This window comes from Microbacterium sp. NPDC003461, assembly GCF_053588335.1.
Window position 1 is genome coordinate 218,259 of the sequence record NZ_JBSFPT010000001.1, and the last position, 19,505, is coordinate 237,763.

At 72.8% G+C, this 19,505-nt stretch carries 17 protein-coding genes; 10 read left to right on the forward strand and 7 right to left on the reverse strand.

All coding sequences use genetic code 11. From position 1 onward, the window contains the following. Nucleotides 1–10 precede the first annotated feature (10 nt). The 4 genes from ACWDR7_RS01050 to ACWDR7_RS01065 form a co-directional block, all read right to left on the reverse strand. The gene (locus tag ACWDR7_RS01050) at nt 11–1,615 is read right to left on the reverse strand and encodes a WXG100-like domain-containing protein (RefSeq protein ID WP_449853079.1); all 1,605 of its coding nucleotides are present in this window, start codon (nt 1,613–1,615) and stop codon (nt 11–13) included. After that, complete coding sequence (locus ACWDR7_RS01055; RefSeq protein WP_449853080.1) at nt 1,612–1,947, reverse strand: type VII secretion target; 336 nt, start codon at nt 1,945–1,947, stop codon at nt 1,612–1,614. The genes ACWDR7_RS01050 and ACWDR7_RS01055 overlap by 4 nt, the downstream gene beginning before the upstream one ends. 76 nt (nt 1,948–2,023) lie before the next feature. Further along, nucleotides 2,024–3,406, reverse strand: coding sequence for an adenylosuccinate lyase (gene purB, locus ACWDR7_RS01060; protein WP_449853081.1), 1,383 nt, complete (start codon nt 3,404–3,406; stop codon nt 2,024–2,026). 8 nt (nt 3,407–3,414) lie between these two features. Continuing rightward, entirely contained in the window at nt 3,415–3,912 is a 498-nt protein-coding gene (locus ACWDR7_RS01065; RefSeq protein WP_449853082.1) for a low molecular weight protein-tyrosine-phosphatase, read from the reverse strand. A 153-nt stretch (nt 3,913–4,065) separates the two neighbouring features. Here ACWDR7_RS01065 and ACWDR7_RS01070 point away from each other — a divergent pair, with 153 nt between their 5' ends. After that, nucleotides 4,066–4,305, forward strand: a complete 240-nt coding sequence (locus tag ACWDR7_RS01070) for a hypothetical protein (protein ID WP_449853083.1) — start codon at nt 4,066–4,068, stop codon at nt 4,303–4,305. 8 nt (nt 4,306–4,313) lie between these two features. Continuing rightward, entirely contained in the window at nt 4,314–5,660 is a 1,347-nt protein-coding gene (locus ACWDR7_RS01075; protein WP_449853084.1) for a hypothetical protein, read from the forward strand. A 12-nt stretch (nt 5,661–5,672) separates the two neighbouring features. On the opposite strand, the gene ACWDR7_RS01080 is transcribed toward ACWDR7_RS01075, so the two are convergent. Continuing rightward, on the reverse strand, nt 5,673–6,071 hold the full coding sequence (locus ACWDR7_RS01080; RefSeq protein ID WP_449853085.1) for a phage holin family protein: 399 nt from the start codon (nt 6,069–6,071) through the stop codon (nt 5,673–5,675). Nucleotides 6,072–6,159: 88 nt separating this feature from the next. Beyond that, the gene (locus ACWDR7_RS01085; protein WP_449853086.1) at nt 6,160–6,831 is read right to left on the reverse strand and encodes a hypothetical protein; all 672 of its coding nucleotides are present in this window, start codon (nt 6,829–6,831) and stop codon (nt 6,160–6,162) included. 98 nt (nt 6,832–6,929) lie between these two features. Here ACWDR7_RS01085 and ACWDR7_RS01090 point away from each other — a divergent pair, with 98 nt between their 5' ends. Then, nucleotides 6,930–7,991, forward strand: coding sequence for a histidinol-phosphate transaminase (locus ACWDR7_RS01090; protein WP_449853087.1), 1,062 nt, complete (start codon nt 6,930–6,932; stop codon nt 7,989–7,991). A 39-nt stretch (nt 7,992–8,030) separates the two neighbouring features. On the opposite strand, the gene ACWDR7_RS01095 is transcribed toward ACWDR7_RS01090, so the two are convergent. Continuing rightward, complete coding sequence (locus ACWDR7_RS01095) at nt 8,031–9,722, reverse strand: AMP-binding protein (RefSeq protein ID WP_449853088.1); 1,692 nt, start codon at nt 9,720–9,722, stop codon at nt 8,031–8,033. Nucleotides 9,723–9,851: 129 nt separating this feature from the next. Here ACWDR7_RS01095 and ACWDR7_RS01100 point away from each other — a divergent pair, with 129 nt between their 5' ends. The 7 genes from ACWDR7_RS01100 (at nt 9,852) to ACWDR7_RS01130 (ending at nt 19,503) form a co-directional block, all read left to right on the forward strand. After that, complete coding sequence (locus ACWDR7_RS01100) at nt 9,852–10,991, forward strand: thiamine pyrophosphate-dependent dehydrogenase E1 component subunit alpha (protein WP_449853089.1); 1,140 nt, start codon at nt 9,852–9,854, stop codon at nt 10,989–10,991. An 11-nt stretch (nt 10,992–11,002) separates the two neighbouring features. Next, nucleotides 11,003–11,968, forward strand: a complete 966-nt coding sequence (locus ACWDR7_RS01105; protein WP_449853131.1) for an alpha-ketoacid dehydrogenase subunit beta — start codon at nt 11,003–11,005, stop codon at nt 11,966–11,968. A gap of 4 nt (nt 11,969–11,972) precedes the next feature. Beyond that, nucleotides 11,973–13,301, forward strand: coding sequence for a dihydrolipoamide acetyltransferase family protein (locus ACWDR7_RS01110; protein ID WP_449853132.1), 1,329 nt, complete (start codon nt 11,973–11,975; stop codon nt 13,299–13,301). A 113-nt stretch (nt 13,302–13,414) separates the two neighbouring features. After that, a complete protein-coding gene (locus tag ACWDR7_RS01115; RefSeq protein WP_449853090.1) occupies nt 13,415–16,642 on the forward strand; it encodes a DEAD/DEAH box helicase in 3,228 nt (1,075 codons plus the stop codon). Between the two features lie 48 nt (nt 16,643–16,690). Beyond that, nucleotides 16,691–17,671, forward strand: a complete 981-nt coding sequence (locus tag ACWDR7_RS01120) for a metal ABC transporter solute-binding protein, Zn/Mn family (RefSeq protein WP_449853091.1) — start codon at nt 16,691–16,693, stop codon at nt 17,669–17,671. A 132-nt stretch (nt 17,672–17,803) separates the two neighbouring features. Then, nucleotides 17,804–18,619, forward strand: coding sequence for a metal ABC transporter ATP-binding protein (locus ACWDR7_RS01125; protein WP_449853092.1), 816 nt, complete (start codon nt 17,804–17,806; stop codon nt 18,617–18,619). Beyond that, entirely contained in the window at nt 18,616–19,503 is an 888-nt protein-coding gene (locus ACWDR7_RS01130) for a metal ABC transporter permease (protein ID WP_449853093.1), read from the forward strand. The genes ACWDR7_RS01125 and ACWDR7_RS01130 overlap by 4 nt, the downstream gene beginning before the upstream one ends. Nucleotides 19,504–19,505: the final 2 nt, after the last annotated feature.

The following is a 19,505-nucleotide window of genomic DNA, read 5'->3' on the forward strand; positions in this document are numbered from 1 at the left end:
TCTGCGCACGTCACTCGTTCCAACGGTGCTGCTGGTGGTCGACGACCTCACCCGATACGAGTCCCAGGAACTCCTGGTACGACGGGTCGTCCTGCATCTGAGTCTCCCACGCGGCCACGCTCTGCGCATAGTTGTCGTTCTTGTGGATCTCCATTACGTCGACCGGATTGGACGTCGGGTTCGGCAGCGTGATCGTGTGGTGGTTCGGGTGGGGGGACGAGCCGTTCGCTCCGATGACCGTGTCCAGATGGGGGACGGGATCCGTCGCGTGCTGGAAGGAGTAGACGGGGATGTCGGGATCGAGGTCGAAGGTGCCGGTCGGGGAGCCGTTCGTCACGACGCCGACCGTGGAATACGGCGAGTTCTCGGCCAGGTTGGCCGCCATGATGCCGCCCTGGCTGAAGCCCGTCCACACGACCTCGGCGCCGTCGGGCACGCCGGCGTCCCGCATCGCCTGGTACACCGCGCGCTCGTACTGCGTGCGCAGCAGCTCATTGTCCATGGTCATCAGCGCGACGTTGGAGTTGAGGTCGTTCGTGGCCCCTGCGTCCGTCGGGATGTTCCAGTCCTGCGTCGACGGCAGCGACACGACCCAGCGGTACTCGTCGCCGACCCGGATCTTCTTGACGTCGACGACCGACTGCTCCGAGCCGCCCATGCCGTCGGTGTAGGTGTTCTGCTGGACGAGATCGGCGAGGGACCCGAGCCGATCGACCTCCTGCGCCTTGAGGTAGTAGTCGTACTGTTCCATCGTGAGGTCATCGGGGTGGACCTCGGTGACGCGCGCGTCGTTCTGCAGAAGCGTCGAGGCGCCGCCGCCCAGGGCCCAACCGGCAGCCCCGCCACCGAGGCCTCCGGCGATGGCGCCGGGGATGCCGCCGAGGCCGAAGCCGCCGACGGCGCCGAGCGTCGCCCCCAGCGAGGCGCCGATGTACGGCGCCGCTTCGGCGGCGATCTCGCGCAGGACCTTCAGCGCCTCGAGCAGCAGCGGCCACAGCGCCTGGATCAGCGCGATGAGCTGCGTGAAGGCGTCGAACATCCGCTGGATGAGCGCCCCGCACATCTCGATGAAGTACCAGGCGCGGTCCATGAGCTTCTGGAGCTTCTCGACCCGGTCGAACGGGTCGAGGGAGTGCAGGCTCAGCTCGAAGCCGAACAGGTCTCCGACGAGACCCGCCAGCTCCGAGAGCGCCCCGACGACCGCGTCGTGGACCATCGTGACGATCTGCGACGCGAGCTCGAGCGCCTCGGCGATGGCCGAGGTGCTCTCGGACGTCAGCTCCAGGCGCGACCGGAGCTCGTCGAACCGCTTCCTCATCGCGCGTGCCGTGCGGCCCTCGAGCACGTCGAGGCGGTTGTCTGCCGCGTGGAGGTCCTGTTCCACGGCGTCGATGATGTTCGCTGCGCGGCGCCAGTCGTCGGCGAACGCCCGCACCTGGCCCTCGTCGCCGACCAGATCGTCGAGCCACTCGTTCAGCGGAGCCACGTACTCGAGGGCGAACCCCACGATCGTCGCGGCGACACCGCCGGGGCTGCTGAAGTCCGTTCGGAACGCGGCCGTCCCGCCCTGCGCCCACGACCCGTTCCGGATCGCGGTGGCCGCGGCCGCCGTCACTGGAGGGCCTTCTGTCCGGCGAGGTCGGCCTCGGCGGCCGCGTAGCGCGCGCCGGAATCGGCATCGACGTCCTCGAACGCCTGGCGAGCGGCGTCGACGTCGCTCGCGAGCGTCACGCAGGCCGCCGACCCCGTCGAGATCAGCGCCTCGACGAGCTCGGACAGCGGGGGCAGCGCGCTGCCGAACGGGAGGTTCATGAGCCCGAAGGCCGAGGTGGAGACGTCCGCCTGCCGTGCACGCGATGCCGCGTCCTCCAGGTCGCCCGCCGCAGAGGAGAGCGTTGCCGAGGCGCGACGCATGACGCCGAAGTCGATATCCACGAGACCGGTCATCTTGTTCCCTCCAGATCCGTCCGCATCGATGCTAGGGGCGGACGGACCGGGAGCGGGATGGGGAGGACTGCCCTCGTCAGAGGTAGGTGCGGGTGACCTGCTCGGCGAGGCCCGTGTAGGTCGCGGGGGTGAGGGCGAGCAGGCGCTGCTTGGCCTCGTCGCCGATGTCGAGGCCCCTCACGAACTCCGCGAGGTCCGTAGGTCCGACGCGGCGACCGCGCGTGAGCTCCTTGAGCAGCGCGTACGGATCGGTGATCTGCGAGCGCCCGGCGACCACCTCGGCGCGCACGACCGTCTGGATCGCCTCGCCGAGCACCTCCCAGTTGGTGTCGAGGTCGGCCAGCAGCACGTCGCGCGAGAGCGAGATCTCGCCGAGGCCGCGCAACAGGTTGTCGAGCGCGAGCAGGGAGTGTCCGAACGCGACGCCGATGTTGCGCTGCGTCGTGGAGTCGGTGAGGTCGCGCTGCAGCCGCGACGTGACGAGTGTCTGCGCGAGCGTGGTGAACAGGCCGCCCGCGATCTCGAGGTTCGCCTCGGCGTTCTCGAAGCGGATCGGGTTGATCTTGTGCGGCATCGTCGACGATCCGGTCGCGCCGGCCACGGGGATCTGGGCGAAGTAGCCGAGCGAGATGTACGTCCAGATGTCCTGCGCGAGGTTGTGCAGGATGCCGCCGGCGTGCTTGGCGGCGTCGTAGAGCTCCACCTGCCAGTCGTGCGACTCGATCTGCGTCGTGACGGGGTTGAACGTCAGGCCCAGGCGCTCGACGAACTCGCGCGCGATGTTGGGCCATGCCACCTCGGGCGCGGCGGCGAGGTGCGCCGACCAGGTGCCGGTCGCGCCCGAGAACTTGCCGAGGTACTCGGTCTGCTCGAGGCGGCGGATCACGCGCTCGAGGCGCCACACGAACACCCCGAGCTCCTTGCCCATGGTGGTGGGCGTGGCCGGCTGGCCGTGGGTGCGCGAGAGCATCGCGGCGTCGGCGTGCTCGAGGGCCAGGCCGCGCAGCCGCGCGGCGACCTCCTTGAGCTTCGGCAGCCACACGCGCGTGACGGCGCGCTTGACCGTGAGGGCGTAGGCGAGCGAGTTGATGTCCTCGCTCGTGCAGCCGAAGTGGGTCAACTCGGCGATGTCGTCCAGCCCCAGCTGCGACAGCCGGTCGCGCACGAGGTACTCGACGGCCTTCACGTCGTGGCGGGTGACCGACTCCTTCTCGGCGAGCCAGTCGATCGCGCCCTGGCCGAACGTCAGGTACAGCGCGCGCAGCTGCTGCTTCGTCTCCAGCGGCAGCGGCCGGGTGCCGAACAGCGCGTGGTCGGTGAGGGACAGGATCCACTCCACCTCGACCTCGACGCGGGCGCGGTTCAGGCCGGCCTCGGAGAGGTCGTCGGCGAGCGGCGACACCGCGGCGCGGTAGCGGCCGTCGAGCGGGCTCAGGGGCTGGGGCGGGAAATCGCTCACGGGAGTCCTCAGGATCGCGGACGAAGGGCGGGCTCCAGCTGACGAAACAGCGCCCGACCGGATCGTTCGATCATACCGAGCACCTCGTCGAAGGCCGCGTCGTCGTCGTAGTACGGATCGGGCACGTCCCGGCCCTCCGCCTCCGGATCGAACGACAGCAGCAGCGCGATCTTGTCTCGGTCCTCGTCGGTGCGCGCCCAGCTGGTCAGGATCCGCTCGTGCGTGCGATCCAGCGCCACGACCAGGTCGTTGTCGCGGAAGTCGCTCGCGGCGAACTGCCTGGCCCGGTGCAGCGACCCGTCGTAGCCCCGTCGCCGCAGCGCCTCGATCGTGCGGGCGTCGGCGCGCTCGCCGACGTGCCAGTCGCCGGTGCCCGCGCTCGCGGAGACGACCCGGTCGCCGAGGCCCGCGGCGGTCGCCAGGTGCCGGAACACGACCTCCGCCATGGGCGACCGGCAGATGTTGCCGGTGCACACGAAGACGACGCGGAAGGCATCCGAGGGCATGCGGCCATTCTGGCGGTGCGACCCCCGTCGTCCCAAGGCCGGCCGCGCATCGGGCGCGGCGTCCGCTCGCTCACAGCGTGCGAAGGCGCGGGAGCCGTCCACATCCGCCGCTCGCGCGCCCCGCCGGCGGCCGCCATCGCGGATCGTGGAGCCATGACGAGCGCGACGCAGATCGACGAGGTGGTGGAGGCGATGTGCGCGTCGCTGCGGCGGGCCTCCGACGACCTGACCACGGCGGCGATGATCATCCGCGCCGCGCGACGCAGCGCGATGTGGGAATCGCCGGCCGGCGACGCCGCGCAGGCCGAGCTGGAGGAGCGGGCGGGCGCCGCCTTGGACGCGGCCGTGGCGTGCGACAAGGTGGCGGCCGGGCTGCGCGCCGCGGTGGGATAGGAGGCGCGATGACCCTCGAGATCCGTGCGGGAGGAGCGATCGCCGTCGACCCCGGCGAGCTGCGCGAGCTGGCGGCACGCGTGGACGAGGCGCGCGGCTGGGTCGACTCCGCGGCCGCCGAGGCCGACGACGCGGCCTGGAGGATGCGGGAGCTCGCCCTGCTGAGCCCGACGTACTGGGATGTCCCCGCGCTGCAGGACCGGATCTCCCGGGTCGGCCCCGACCTCGACGACCTCGCGAGCCGCATCCGCACGGTGGCCGACGCCTACGAGCTGGTGGAGCTGCGCGTGCTCGCGGAGCTGATGCGGCAGTGGCCGGGGGAGGGGCCGGCGGCGGAGCGCGAGCTCCGCGGGATCGAGGAGCGGATCGCGGCGATGGAGTCGGCGGATCCCGCCGCGCTGGCGCAGGCCGACGCGCTGCTGGCGCAGTGGCGCGCCGAGGTCGGCGTGGAGTTCGAGCGGCAGTGGAGGTCCGCACCGCCGCCGCCGGGGTACGCCATCCCGTTGGAGCCGATTCTCCACGGGCTGCGGGGGACGCTCCTGTCTGTGCTGATGCTGCTGCCGATGTTCCTGCGCATGCACGTGCCCGCGCTCGGGCTGGGCGTCGTGCCGGCCGGCGCACGCCTGACCGGTGCGGCGGAGCCGGTGCGGGTGCGGGTGACGAGCGTGGGCGCCGCGGTCGCCCCCACCGGGCTCGAGGAGGTGGCGCGGCGGATCCCGTCCGGCGGCGACGCCCGGGTGCGGGTGGAGAGGTACACGATGCCGGACGGGTCGCGCCAGTTCGCGGTGTACCTCGCCGGCACGCATGGCGGCGACGACGACGCGTGGGACTGGCGCTCCAACGTCGAGCTGTACGGCGGCGAGCGCTCGGCCTCGTTCCAGGCCACACAGGAGGCGCTCGAGCGTGCGGGGGCGCAGCCCGGCGATGTGCTGCACATCGCCGGCTTCAGCCAGGGCGCGATGATCGGCGCGCGGCTGGCGGTGGAGGGCGGCTACGAGGTGGCCACGAACATCGGCTTCGGCTCGCCGGTCGACGCGCAGACCGAGCCGGGCACCCTCGCGGTCGCGGTGCGCCACACCGACGATCCGGTCGCCCTGCTGGCGAGCGGCGGCATGGCGGCGGGGGCCGGATCGCCCGACAGCCTCGTCGTGGAGCGCCTGTTCGATCCGTCGATCGGGAGCGAGGAGTACACGGTGCCGGCGCACCGGCTCGACGCCTACGCCGAGACCGCCGCCATGGTCGACGCGAGCGACGATCCCCGCGTCGGGGCCGTGCGCGAGGCGCTCGCCGCGCTCGACGGAGCGGTCGACGTCGACGTCACCGAGTACAGCGCGACCCGGATCGAGGAGGAATGAGCCGTGGCGGCGTCAGCGGCCCTTCTTCGCCTGGGGCCGCAGCACGATCCCGAACACCCAGTTGATGATGCTCAGCAGGATGCCGGCGAGCACCGCCGGCCAGAAGTCGCCCGTCGACAGGCCCCAGCCCCAGAAGCTCGTGATCCAGGCGGTGATCATGAGCAGCACGCCGTTGAGCAGCAGCGAGATGAGCCCCAGCGTGAGCACGAACAGCGGGAACGCGACGATCTTGATGATCGTGCCGATCACGGTGTTCACGAGGCCGAACAGCGCGCCCAGCAGCGCGAGCGTGAGCACCAGCTGCAGGTCGTCGGCCGGCGGGAACGCCGTGACGGTGATCTGCAGGAACGGGATCAGGGTGAGCACCCAGATGCCGAAGCCGTTCACGATCGAGCGGATGAGGAAGCGCATGGCCCCAGTCTGGCATCGCGCGCCGTGTGGCGGGAGCCGCGGCTCCCGCACGCGCCGGCAGGCGCCGCTGACGGCAGGCGCCGCTCCGTCAGCCGATCAGCGCGTTCACGATCATCGGCACCCCGAATCCGACAGCCAGGCCGAGGACCGCCGCGGCGCCGATCCATCCGAGCTCGCGGCCGATGGGACCGTGGGGCAGCGACGTCCGCCAGCGGGGATCGGCCGCGATCTGCCCGAGCGTGGCGGCGTCGACCCGGCCGTCCAGCACGGCGACGTCGGTGTCGGGGGAGGCGAGGCGCACGGCGGCGAGGGCGCGATTGGGCAGGTGCGGCTGCCACGACGCGGGCACGAGCGCGAGCACCCGGCGCGGGCCCTGCGCGGCCAGCGCGTGCAGCACCACGATGCGGGCCGTGGGCTCCACGGGGGTGGGGTAGCCGGCCAGGAATCCGGGCACGCCCGCGGCCGACCTGCTGCGCACGACCCGCGCGGGAGCGAACTCGCCCTCGACGCCCCGCGCGACGTAGGCGCCGGATGCGTCGGCCAGCTCCCGCAGCAGGCGCCGGTTCGCGCGGAAGAAGAGGGGCAGGCCGATCGCCAGGCTCGCCAGCGCGAGGAGGCACGCGACGAGCACGAGCGGCAGGACGATCCGGTAGTCGGCGCCGGCCAGGCCGGCGAACTGCGAGCCGAGGACGAGCCAGACGGCGAGCTGGGCGCCGGCGTTGAGCCGGATCGCGGCGTCGTTCAAGCGGTTGAAGTACATGAGGCCTCCTGGAGGAACGGTAGCGCCCAGGGGCGCGGCCGCCGGCGGACAGATCTGGGCAGATCTGCCCACCGCGGGCGCCGCCATAGGATCGTCGGGTGACCAGCGAGCCCGTCCTCCCCCGCATCCGGCCCGAGATCGCGGCGCTGCCGCCCTACAAGCAAGGGCGGGCCGCCGGAGCGGGCGGGTTCAAGCTCTCGAGCAACGAGAACCCGTTCGAGCCGCTGCCCGGGGTGGTCGAGGCCGTGCGGGCCGAGGCGACGCTCAATCGCTACCCCGACGCGACCGCGGCGCGCCTGCGGGAGGCGCTGGGGGCGAAGCACGGGGTGGACCCCGGGCAGGTGCTCGTGGGCGCCGGCAGCGTCTCGCTGCTGGCGGCGTTCATCCAGGCCGCCGCCTCGTCCGGCGACGAGGTGCTCTACGCGTGGCGCTCGTTCGAGGCCTACCCGGGCCTCGTGCTCGTGGCGGGGGCGACCGGCGTGGAGGTGCCGAACCGCGCCGACGGCGGACACGACCTCGACGCCATGGCAGCCGCCGTGACCGAGCGCACGCGCTGCATCCTGCTGTGCACGCCCAACAACCCGACCGGTCCCGTCATCACGAGCGCGCAGTTCGCGGACTTCGTCGCGCGCGTGCCGAGCGAGGTGCTGATCCTGCTCGACGAGGCGTACGCCGAGTTCGTCACCGACGACGCGGCCGTCGACGGTCTGGGGGAGCGGGTGTTCGAGCGGCACCCGAACGTCGTCGTGCTGCGCACGTTCTCGAAGGCGTACGGACTCGCGGCGCTGCGCGTCGGCTACGCGATCGGGCACCCGCGCGTGCTCGACGCGGCGCGCGCGACCCTCATCCCGCTCTCCGTCACGGCGCAGGCCGAGGCGGCGGCCGTCGCCAGCCTGCGGCACGAGGCCGAGATCGCCGAGCGCGTCGCCGTGATCGCGGAGCGGCGAGACCGGCTCGTCTCCGGCCTGCGCGCCGCCGGCTGGGACGTGCCCGACTCGCAGGCGAACTTCGTGTGGCTGCCGACCGCCGACCCCGCCGTGGCGCGCGCGTTCGACGACGCCGGGCTCATCGTGCGGCCCTTCCCGGAGGGCGTGCGCGTCTCGGTCGGCGAGGAGGAGTCGCTCGCGCCGGTCCTCGACGCGGCGCGCTCCCTGCGCTGACCCGCGCGAGTACCTCCCGCGCGTTCGGCAGCGGACGCCTCAGCGGCGCCGCAGGCCGGGGAAGTGCTCCTCGCGGTACTCGGCCGAGAAGTCGGTGTCGGGGTGCTCCTCGCGCGCCCGCAGCTCGACGCGGCGGATCTTGCCCGAGATCGTCTTCGGCAGCTCGAAGAACTCCACGCGGCGCACCCGCAGGTAGGGCGCGAGGTTCTCGCGGCAGTGCCGCAGGATGCTCTCGGCCACTTCCGCGCTCGGCTCGTGCCCCGGCGCGAGGGCGATGTACGCCTTCGGCACGGCGAGGCGCACGGGGTCGGGCGCCGGAACGACGGCCGCCTCGGAGACCGCGGGGTGCGCGATGAGCACCGACTCGAGCTCGAACGGGCTGATCTTGTAGTCGCTGGCCTTGAAGACGTCGTCGGTGCGGCCGATGTAGGTGATGTAGCCGTCCTCGTCCCGCGCCGCCACGTCGCCCGTGCGGTAGTAGCCGTCGCGCGTCGCCGCCGCCGTGCGATCGGGGTCGCCCCAGTAGCCGGTCATGAGCGACAGCACCGGTCGCGACAGGTCGAGGCCGAGCTCGCCCTCGCCGACGCCCTCGACGGGCTGGCCCGTCTCGCTGTCGAGCAGCACGACGGGGTAGCCCGGCAGGGGGCGGCCCATCGATCCGGGCTTGAGCGGCGACCCGGGAGTGTTGCCGATCTGCGCCGTGGTCTCGGTCTGCCCGAAGCCGTCGCGGATCGTCAGCCCCCACGCCCGCTCCACGCGCGAGATGACCTCGGGGTTCAGGGGCTCGCCCGCCGAGAGCAGCTCGCGCAGCGCCGGCGGGCGCTCGCCGAGGTCGGCGCCGATGAGCATGCGCCACACGGTGGGCGGCCCGCAGAACGTGTTCACCTCGCGGCGGCGCAGCTCGGCCAGCAGGGCCGCGGCGTCGAAGCGCGCGTAGTTGTAGACGAAGATCGTCGCCTCGGCGATCCACGGGGCGAAGAAGCTGCTCCAGGCGTGCTTGCCCCAGCCGGGCGACGAGATGTTCAGGTGCGTGTCGCCGGGGCGCACGCCGATCCAGTACATCGTCGACAGGTGCCCGACGGGATACGACACCTGCGAGTGCTCGACGAGCTTGGGCTTCGACGTCGTGCCCGACGTGAAGTAGCGCAGCAGCGGATCGGTCGTCCTCGTGCGCGGGTGCGGCAGCGGCGCCCACGGCCGCTCGGCGGCCTCGTGCAGATCGGTCCAGCCGTCGGCCGCGCCCACGCTGAAGCGCGCGAACCCGCTCAGATCCTCGAACTTGCCCGTGTCGGCGGCGTTGCAGATGACGGCGCGCACGTCGCCGCGCGTCACGCGGTCGGCGAGGTCGGCGGCACCGATCGCGACGGTGGTGGGCAGGATGACGGCGCCGAGCTTCATGAGCGCGAGCATCGACTCCCACATCTCCACCTGGTTGCCGAGCATGAGCATCACGGGGTCGCCCGCGCGCACGCCCTGCTCCGCGAGCCAGGCGGCGAGCACGTCCGAGTCGCGCGAGAGCTCGGCGAAGGAGCGCTCGAGCGACGATCCGTCCTCCTCCACGATGACGAGCGCGGGGGTGTCGTTGCCCTCGGCGATGCGGTCGAACCAGTCGACCGCCCAGTTGAACTCGTCGCCCAGGTCGGGCCAGCGGAACTCGCTGGCGGCGGCGTGATCGCCCGCCAGGCTGAGCAGGTGGTCGCGCGCGGCGCGGTAGATCTCGGTGACGCCCATTCGACGACCCTATTCCCGCCGGGCATTCGCGGCGCCGCATACGACTGTGGGATCCCGCCATCGGATTCGCGAAGGCGTTGTCGGGAGTGCCGCACCGCCGATCCGCCGGGGCGGCCCTAGCGTGGAACGGTGACTTCGGCGTGGAATGAGACGGACGACGGCCTGGTGCGCATTCTCGGCGCCGACGGCGCGATCGCGCCCACCGAGGCGGCGGAGCGCTACCTGCCGGTGATCGACGCGCTCGACGACGGCACGCTCGAGACGTTCTACCGCGACATGGCGGTGGTGCGCGCATTCGACCGGCAGGCCACGCTGCTGCAGCGGCAGGGACAGCTCGCGCTGTGGCCGCCCTCGCAGGGGCAGGAGGCCGCGCAGGTGGGGTCGGCCCGCGCCGCGCGCCCGCAGGACCACATCTTCCCCTCGTACCGCGAGCACGTCGTGTGCACGATCCGCGGCGTCGATCCCGTCGACATCATCAAGCTCATGCGCGGCGTCAGCCACGGCGGCTGGGACCCCACCGACCCGAAGAACGGCCGCACCCGCCTCTACACGCTCGTGCTCGGCTCGCAGACGCTGCACGCCACGGGCTTCGCGATGGGCCTGAGCTTCGACGGCAAGGCGGGCACGGGCGACGCCGAGACCGACGAGGCCGTGATGGTCTACTACGGCGACGGCGCCTCGAGCCAGGGCGACGTGCACGAGGCCATGGTGTTCGCCAACAGCTACCGCGCGCCGCAGGTCTTCTTCCTCCAGAACAACCAGTGGGCCATCTCGGTGCCCGTGTCGACGCAGTCGCCCGTGCCGCTGGCGGATCGGGCCCGCGGGTACGGCATGGAGAGCATCCGGATCGACGGCAACGACGTGCTCGCCGGCTACGCCGTGACGAAGCTCGCGCTCGACGAGGCGCGCTCCGGAGCGGGGCCGCGCGCGATCGAGGCGGTCACGTACCGGATGGGCGCGCACACGACGAGCGACGATCCGACGAAGTACCGCACGAGCGACGAGGAGCAGCGCTGGGCGCAGCGCGATCCGATCGAGCGGATGCGCACCTACCTGCGCTCGCGCGGCGCCTCGGACGCGTTCTTCGCGGGCGTGGACGCCGACGCGGCCGCCTATGCGGAGGACGTGCGCGTGCGGACGCTGCAGCTGGAGGGCCCGGCCCCGGAGTCGATGTTCGCCCACGTGTACTCCGAGCCGCACCCGCTCATGCGGGAGCAGGCCGCGTGGCTGGCCGAGTACGAGGCGTCGTTCGAGGAGGCAGGCGAGTGACCGTCGAGGTGATGACGTTCGGCAAGGCGCTGAACGCCGGCCTGCGCAAGGCCATGGCCGACAGCGACCGCGTGCTCATGATGGGCGAGGACATCGGCCGCCTCGGCGGCGTGTTCCGTGTGACGGAGGGCCTGCTGGCGTCGTTCGGCGACCGCCGCGTGCTCGACACGCCGCTGGCCGAGTCCGGCATCGTCGGCACCGCGATCGGTCTGGCGATGGGCGGGTTCCGCCCCGTGGTCGAGATCCAGTTCGACGGGTTCGTCTTCCCCGCCTTCGACCAGATCACCACGCAGCTGGCCAAGCTCACCAATCGGCACGAGGGCGCGCTGTCGCTGCCCGTCGTCATCCGCATCCCGTACGGCGGGCACATCGGCGCCGTCGAGCACCACCAGGAGAGCCCGGAGGCGTACTTCGCCCACACGCCGGGCCTGCGGGTCGTGAGCCCGTCGACGCCGAACGACGCGTACTGGATGATCCAGGACGCGATCGCGTCGAACGATCCGGTGATCTTCATGGAGCCCAAGTCGCGGTACTGGCACAAGGGCGAGGTGGATCTGGGCGAGCGCGCCATGCCGCTGCACGGCAGCCGCGTGGTGCGCAAGGGCACCGATGTGACGCTCGTGGGCCACGGCGCCATGGTGACCACGCTGCTGCAGGCCGCCGTGCTGGCCGAGGCCGAGGGCACGAGCTGCGAGGTCATCGACCTGCGCTCGCTGTCGCCGGTCGACTACGGCCCCCTGCTCGACTCGGTGCGCGCCACGGGCCGCATGGTCGTGGCGCAGGAGGCGCAGGGCTTCGCGAGCGTGGGCAGCGAGATCGCCGCGACCGTGACCGAGCGGGCGTTCTACTCGCTCGAGGCGCCCGTGCTGCGCGTCTCGGGCTTCGATGTGCCCTTCCCCCCGGCCAAGCTGGAGGGGTCGTACCTGCCCGACGCGGACCGCGTGCTCGAGGCCGTCGACCGCGCGCTGGCCTACTAGGAGGATCCCGATGCAGACCTACAACCTGCCCGACGTCGGCGAGGGACTGACCGAGGCCGAGATCGTGCAGTGGCACGTGAAGCCGGGCGACGCCGTGGCGGTGAACGACGTGGTCGCCGAGATCGAGACGGCCAAGTCGCTCGTGGAGCTGCCCTCGCCGTTCGCCGGAACGGTGTCGGAGCTGCTCGTGGCGGAGGGCGAGACCGTCGCCGTCGGCACGCCGATCCTGGCCGTGTCGGGCGAGTCGGACGTGCCCGCGCCCGAGGCGCCGCAGGCGCCGGCCGCCGAGTCTTCCACCGGGGCGTCGGACGCCGGCGGCTCGGTGCTCGTCGGCTACGGCACGGGCGGCGAGGTGCAGACCCGCCGGCGCAAGGCCCCGCGCGAGAAGACCGTCGCGGCCGCCGTGGGCGTGGTCGCCAAGCCGCCGATCCGCAAGCTCGCGCGCGACCTCGGCATCGAGCTGTCGGACGTGACCGCAACGGGAGCCGCCGGCGAGGTGACGCGCGACGACGTGCTGCGGCACGCCGAGCAGGCCAAGGTGTTCCGCAACCTCGAGACGCCGCAGTGGCCCGAGGAGCGCGAGCGACGCATCCCCGCCCCGCCGCGGGCGACGCCCCCGCGCCCCGCCGACGACCGCTACGAGGCGATCCCCGTCAAGGGCGTGCGCAAGGCGACCGCCAACGCGATCGTCGGATCCGCGTACACGGCCCCGCACGTCTCGGTGTGGACCGACGTCAACGCCAGCCGCACCATGGAGTTCGTGCAGCGGCTCAAGCAGCAGCCGCAGTTCGCCGACGTGCGCATCTCGCCGCTGCTCGTCTTCGCCAAGGCGCTGATGTGGGCCGTGCAGCGCACGCCCGAGATCAACTCGGCGTGGATCGAGACCGAGGACGGCGCCGAGATCCAGGTGCGCGGCTACGTGAACCTGGGCATCGCGGCCGCGACCCCGCGCGGCCTGCTCGTGCCCAACATCAAGGACGCGCACGCGATGTCGACGCGCGAGCTCGCCGTCGCGCTGCAGAACCTCACGCAGACCGCGCGCGAGGGCAAGACCCGCCCGGAGGACCAGCAGGGCGGCACCATCACGATCACGAACATCGGCGTGTTCGGGATGGACGCCGGCACACCGATCATCAACCCGGGCGAGGCGGGCATCGTCGCGATGGGCGCGATCCGGCAGAAGCCCTGGGTGGTCGACGGCGAGGTGCGCCCGGCGTGGGTGACGACGGTGTCGGGATCGTTCGACCACCGCATCGTCGACGGCGACAAGATCAGCCGCTTCCTCGCCGACATCGCGGCCGTGCTCGAGGAGCCCGCGCTGCTGCTCGACTGAGCGGGGCTCCAGCGAAACAGCATCTGCGCGCCGAGACCGTGGCGTCTGCACGCTGTCTCGGCGCGCACGTGCTGTCTCGCGGGAATGGGGGTGGGTGTCCGTAGGCTCGGCGGGTGGCCTCGCTCGTCCTGACTCCCGCGCTCGTGGATGCGCTGTGCGCGCCCGGCAATGCCGAGGCGGGGCGGATGCTCGCGGATCGGGTGCCGATCCGGATCCTGCGGATCGAGACCGGGCGGGACTTCTCGGGCGCGCTCGTGGCGGTGGGAACCGCGAGCGTCGAGGTCGAGGCGGAGTTCGACGCGGCCGGCGAGGGGCTCGTGCGCTGCTGGTGCGCGGACGACGGGGCCGGCGGCTGCCCGCACGCCGCCGCGGCGCTGTACGCGCTCGCCGAGGGCGACGAGCCGTTCGGCGTGGGCCGGATCGCGGCCCGCGCGGGCGCCGAGACTGCTCGCCCGAGGGGCGGGATCGAGCCGTGGGAGCGCGCGCTACGGGGCATCCTGGAGCCCGCGGCCGAGAGCGACGAGCCCGAGCTGGCGCTGCTGTTCGCCGTGCGCCCGGCCGAGCAGGGCGATCCGCCCGGGGAGGGCGTCGCGATCCGCCCCGCCGTGCGCGGCCGCAGCGGATCGTGGATCCGCTCGGGCGTCTCGTGGGAGGCGATCGGCGACCGCGGCGCGCCGGACCGCGCCACCCGGGCGCTGGCCGACCTGCGCGCGCTGCACGCCTCGCGCGAGAACTTCGCGGCGGTCGGGGCGCGGCTGCGGCCGAGCCGCGGGCACCGCACGTACTACGGCGGCTGGGGCAGCCCGGAGTGGATCCGGCTCGACGCCGTGCCGTCGCGCGGGCTCTGGGCGCTGCTCCGCGAGGCGCACGAGGCCGGGGTGCCGTTCGTGGCGGACGAGCGGCTGCAGCGCGCGGTGGGGCTGGAGCGCGAGGCGATCGCGGCGGCGCTCGACCTGCGCGCGGTGCGCGGCCGGCTCTGGGTGGAGCCGGCGCTGGGCGGCGAGCCGGGCGAGCGGATGCTGCCGCTCGGCGCGCCGACGGTGGCGATGGCCCGCGTGGCGGAGGGCCGCGTGGCCGCGCTCGTGCCGCTGGAGCGGCCGGTGGGCGCCGAGTTCGACCGGCTGCAGCGCACCGGACGGGTGTCGGTGCCCGCCGCGGGCATCGAGGGCTTCGTGCGCGACTACCTCCCGGCGCTGCGCGCCGTGGCACCGCTCGTCTCGAGCGACGGATCGTTCGACGTGCCCGAGCCGGCGCTGCCCACGCTCGTGCTCGCGATCCGGCACGCCCACCCCGTGGCGCGGCTCTACTGGGAATGGGAGTACGACGACAACGCGCCCCGGCTGCCCGAGGCCGAGCGGCGCATCCTCGACGAGGTGGCGGCCGCCGCCGGCCGCTTCGCGCACCTGCTGGGCGAGCGCGGGCGCGAGGAGCCGTTCGTCTCGCGCGACCTCGGCCGCGACGAGACGATCGAGTTCCTCGCCTCCGTGCTGCCGGCGCTCGGATCCGTCGAGCGGCTGCGCGTCGAGGCGCACGACGAGCTGCCGCGATACAGCTTCGCGACGGAGGATCCGCGGGTGCGGATCGGCGCCGATCCGAGCGGGAACGACTGGTTCGAGCTGCGGATCGTCGTCACGATCCAGGGCGAGCCGGTGAGCACGGGCGCGCTGCTGACCGCGCTCTCGCGCGGGCAGACGTACTTCACGCTGCTGAGCGGCACGGTCTTCCCCCTCACGAGCCCGCTGTTCGCGCGGCTGCGCGACATCCTCGCCGAGGCGCGGGCGCTCGCCGACGAGACGTCGGAGACGGTGCGGATCAGCCGCCACCAGATCGACCTGTGGGGCGAGCTGTCGGAGCTCGGCATCGTCGAGGCGCAGCGCAGCGAGTGGTTCGACGCCCTGCGCGCGCTCGCCGACGCGCGCGTCGAGCCGCGCGATCCGCCGCCGTCGTTCGGCGCCGAGATGCGCGACTACCAGCGCGCCGGGTTCAGCTGGCTCGACTTCCTGCGCCGGCACCGGCTGGGCGGCGTGCTCGCCGACGACATGGGCCTCGGCAAGACGGTGCAGGCGCTCGCCGCGCTCGACCAGGCCCGCCTCGACGAGCCGGACGCGCGGTTCCTCGTCGTCACGCCCACGAGCGTCGTGGGGCACTGGCTCGCCGAGGCCCGGCGCTTCGCGCCCGAGCTGGGCGCCGTCGCGCTGACCGAGACGGCCGCCAAGCGCGGCACGACCGTGGCCGACGCCGCGGGGGACGCCCGGCTCGTCGTGACGAGCTACGCGATCTTCCGGCTCGACATCGAGCAGTTCCAGGCCCTCGGGTTCCGCGTGGCGATGTTCGACGAGGCGCAGCAGATCAAGAACTCCGCGTCGCGCGGCTACGCGTGCGCGCGGCTGCTCGACGCGCCGTCGAAGTTCGCCCTCACCGGCACGCCGATGGAGAACGACCTGCTCGAGCTGTTCGCGCTCGCCACGCTCGTCGCGCCGGGGCTGTTCGGAACGCGCGCGCACTTCCGCGAGGAGTACCAGCGCACGATCGAGCGCGAGAACGACCGCGGCCGCCTCGCCCGCCTGCGCTCGCGGATCCGTCCCTTCCTGCTGCGCCGCACGAAGGAGACCGTCGCGCCCGAGCTGCCGCCCAAGACCGAGCAGACGCTCGAGGTCGTGCTGCACCCCGAGCACCGCAGGGCGTACGAGAAGCGGTTCCGGCGCGAGCAGCAGAAGCTGCTGGGGCTGCTCGACGACGTGAACCGCAACCGCGTGCAGATCCTCGCCGCGCTCACGACCCTGCGCCGCCACGCGCTCGACCCCTCGTTCGCCGGCGCGGCCGGGCCCTCGGCCAAGCTCGAGGCGCTCGGCGCGCTGATCGACGAGGTCGTCGCCGAGGGGCATCGCGTGCTCGTGTTCAGCCAGTTCACCGAGTTCCTCGGGCTCGCCGCGACGGTCGCCGAGGAGCGCGGCGTGCCGTACGCGTACCTCGACGGATCGACGTCCCCGCGTCGCCGATCCGCCATGATCGACCGCTTCGTCGGCGGCGAGGTGCCCGTGTTCTTCGTCTCGCTGAAGGCCGGCGGCGTGGGCCTGAACCTCACGGCCGCCGACTACTGCGTGCTGCTGGACCCATGGTGGAACCCGGCGGCCGAGGCGCAGGCGGTGGACCGCACGCACCGGATCGGCCAGGACCGGCCCGTCATGGTCTACCGGCTCATCGCCGCCGGCACGATCGAGCAGAAGGTCGTCGAGCTGCAGGGCCGCAAGCGCCGCCTCTTCGAGGACGTGCTCGGATCGGACGACGTCTCCGGCGCCGCGGCCCTGACGGCGGACGACTTCCGGGAGCTGCTCGCCTGAGCCTTCGTCGATTTTGAGAACCGTTATCGTTCTGCGTAGGGTATGCGCATGACCCGTCGCATGCTGCCCGTCCTGTCCCTCGCCGCCGTCTCGGCGCTCGCCCTCGCGGGCTGCGCCTCGAGCCCCGGCGACGCGGCCGCGGACGAGGGCGGCGTGTCGATCGTCGCGTCGACGAGCGTGTACGCCGACCTGGCCCAGGCGATCGTGGGCGACGCCGCCGAGGTCACGGCCATCATCGACTCGCCCACGCAGGACCCGCACGAGTACGAGGCCACGGCGCGCGACCAGCTCGCGGTGCAGGAGGCCGATCTCGTGATCCTCAACGGCGGCGGCTACGACCACTTCGCCGAGGATCTCGTCGCGGCCGCCGGCATCGAGCACGTCGTCACGGTCGTGGAGTACAACCACGCCGAGGATGAGCACGCCGAGGACGAGCACGAGCACGCCGAGGACGAGCACGCCCACGAGGGCGAGTCCGAGGAGGGGCACGAGCACCACCACATCGAGGGCTTCAACGAGCACGTCTGGTACGACCCGCACACGATCGCGCACGCGGTCGAGGCGATCGCCGAGGAGGCCGAGGCGCTGCTGCCCGACGACGCCGAGACGATCCACGCGAACGCCGAGGAGCTGATCGCGCAGATCGAGGGCCTCGAGACGGGCCTGGGCGAGATCGCCGCCGCGCACGAGGGCGGCACCGTGTTCTTCACCGAGCCGGTGGGCGGCTACCTCGCGGCCGAGGCGGGCCTGACGGATGTCACGACGGAGGGATTCGCCGAGGCCGTGGAGGAGGGGCAGGACGTCGCCCCGGCCACGCTGCTCGCGGCGACGACCGCGATCGAGGGCGGCGAGGTCGACGTGCTCGTGACGAACACCCAGACCGGCGGCCCCGAGACGCAGGCCGTGCTCGACGCGGCCGAGACCGCCGGCGTGCCGGTGGTGGAGTACAGCGAGACCCTGCCCGACGGCGAGACCTACGTCACCTGGATGCAGGCCAACATCGACGCGCTCGCCGACGCCCTGGCCTGATCCTCTCTCCCGCGAACCCGCCCTCGTTCGCCGAACCCGCGCTCCATCCGGGGCGGGTTCGCGGATCGAGGGCGGGTTCGCGGATGTAAGCATGCCGAGAACCGTTATCAGGATCAGCGATAGGCTGAGGGGATGACCGCGCCCGTTCTCGAGATCGACGGCGCCGCGCTGCGCCTGCGCGGGCGCGAGCTGTGGGCCGGCCTCGATCTGCGGGTCGAGCCCGGGGAGTTCGTCGCCGTGCTGGGACCGAGCGGATCGGGCAAGACCACGCTGATGCGGGCGATCCTGGGCCTGCGCGAGCTGAGCGAGGGCGGCATCCGCGTGGCGGGCGAGCCCGTGCGGCGCGGCAATCCGCGCGTGGGGTACATCCCCCAGCAGCTGCCGTTCCCGGCCGACACGAGCCTGCGCGCCCGCGACCTCGTCGCCCTCGGCGTGAACGGCGCCCGCTTCGGCCTGCCGATCCCGCCGCGCGGCGCCCGCGCCCGCGTCGACGCGCTGCTGGAGGCCGTGGGCGCCACCGCGTACGCCGACCACCCGGTCGGGCGCCTCAGCGGCGGCGAGCAGCAGCGGCTGCGCGTGGGCCAGGCGCTCGCCGACGACCCCGCCCTGCTGCTGTGCGACGAGCCGCTGTCGAGCCTCGACCTGGCCAACCAGCAGGCGATCACCGAGATCATCGACCGGCAGCGCGCGAGCGGCACGGCCGTGCTCTTCGTCACGCACGACGTGAACCCGATCCTGGATCGCGTGGATCGCATCCTCTACATCGCGGGCGGGCGGTTCACGCTCGGCACCCCGGAGGAGGTGCTGCAGACGCACGTGCTCTCCGATCTGTACGGCGCGCCCGTGCACGTGCTGCGCGCGGGCGACCGGCTCGTCGTCGTCGGCATCCCCGACGCCGATCCGCACCACGCGCACGAGCACGAGCACGACCACGAGGCCCACGCATGATCCGCCCCGCCCTCGAGTGGAGCGACGTGTTCTCGTTCCAGGACTACGGCGCGCTGCTGCAGCTCGTGTCGAACTCGCTCGTCGCCGGCGCGGTGCTCGGCATCGTGGGCGGCCTGATCGGCATCTTCATCATGCAGCGCGACATGGCCTTCGCCGTGCACGGCGTGAGCGAGCTGTCGTTCGCCGGCGCGGCGGCCGCGCTGCTGTTCGGCGGCTCGGTCGTCGCGGGATCGCTGCTCGGCGCCATCGCGGCGGCGCTGCTCATCGGGCTGCTCGGGGCCAGGGCGCGCGACCGCAACTCGATCGTCGGCGTGCTGATGCCGTTCGGGCTGGGCCTGGGCATCCTCTTCCTCTCGCTCTACGAGGGGCGCAGCGCCAACCGGTTCAGCCTGCTCACGGGGCAGATCATCTCGGTCACGACCCCCGACCTCGGCTGGCTCATCGGCATCTCGGCGGCGGTGCTCGTGGTGCTCGTGCTCGTGTGGAACCCGCTGCGCTTCGACTCGCTCGATCCCGATTCCGCCGCCGCGCGGGGCGTGCCGAGCACCGCGATCAGCATGCTGTTCATGCTCCTCATGGGCCTCGTCGTCGCCGTGGCCGTGCACATCATCGGCGCGCTGCTCGTCATGGCGCTGCTCGTCACGCCGGCCGCCGCGGCGATGAAGGTCGTGCACGGCCCGCTCTCGGTGCCGCTGCTGTCGGCGCTGTTCGGGTTCGTATCGGCCGTCGGCGGCATCCTGCTCGCCATCGCGGGCACCCTGCCGGTGAGCCCGTACATCACGACCATCTCGTTCCTCATCTACGCCGTGTGCCGGCTGATCGCGTGGCGGCGGGACCGGGCCCAGCGCTCCCATGCCCAGGCGGCGTCGAGGAGCGCGGCATAGGA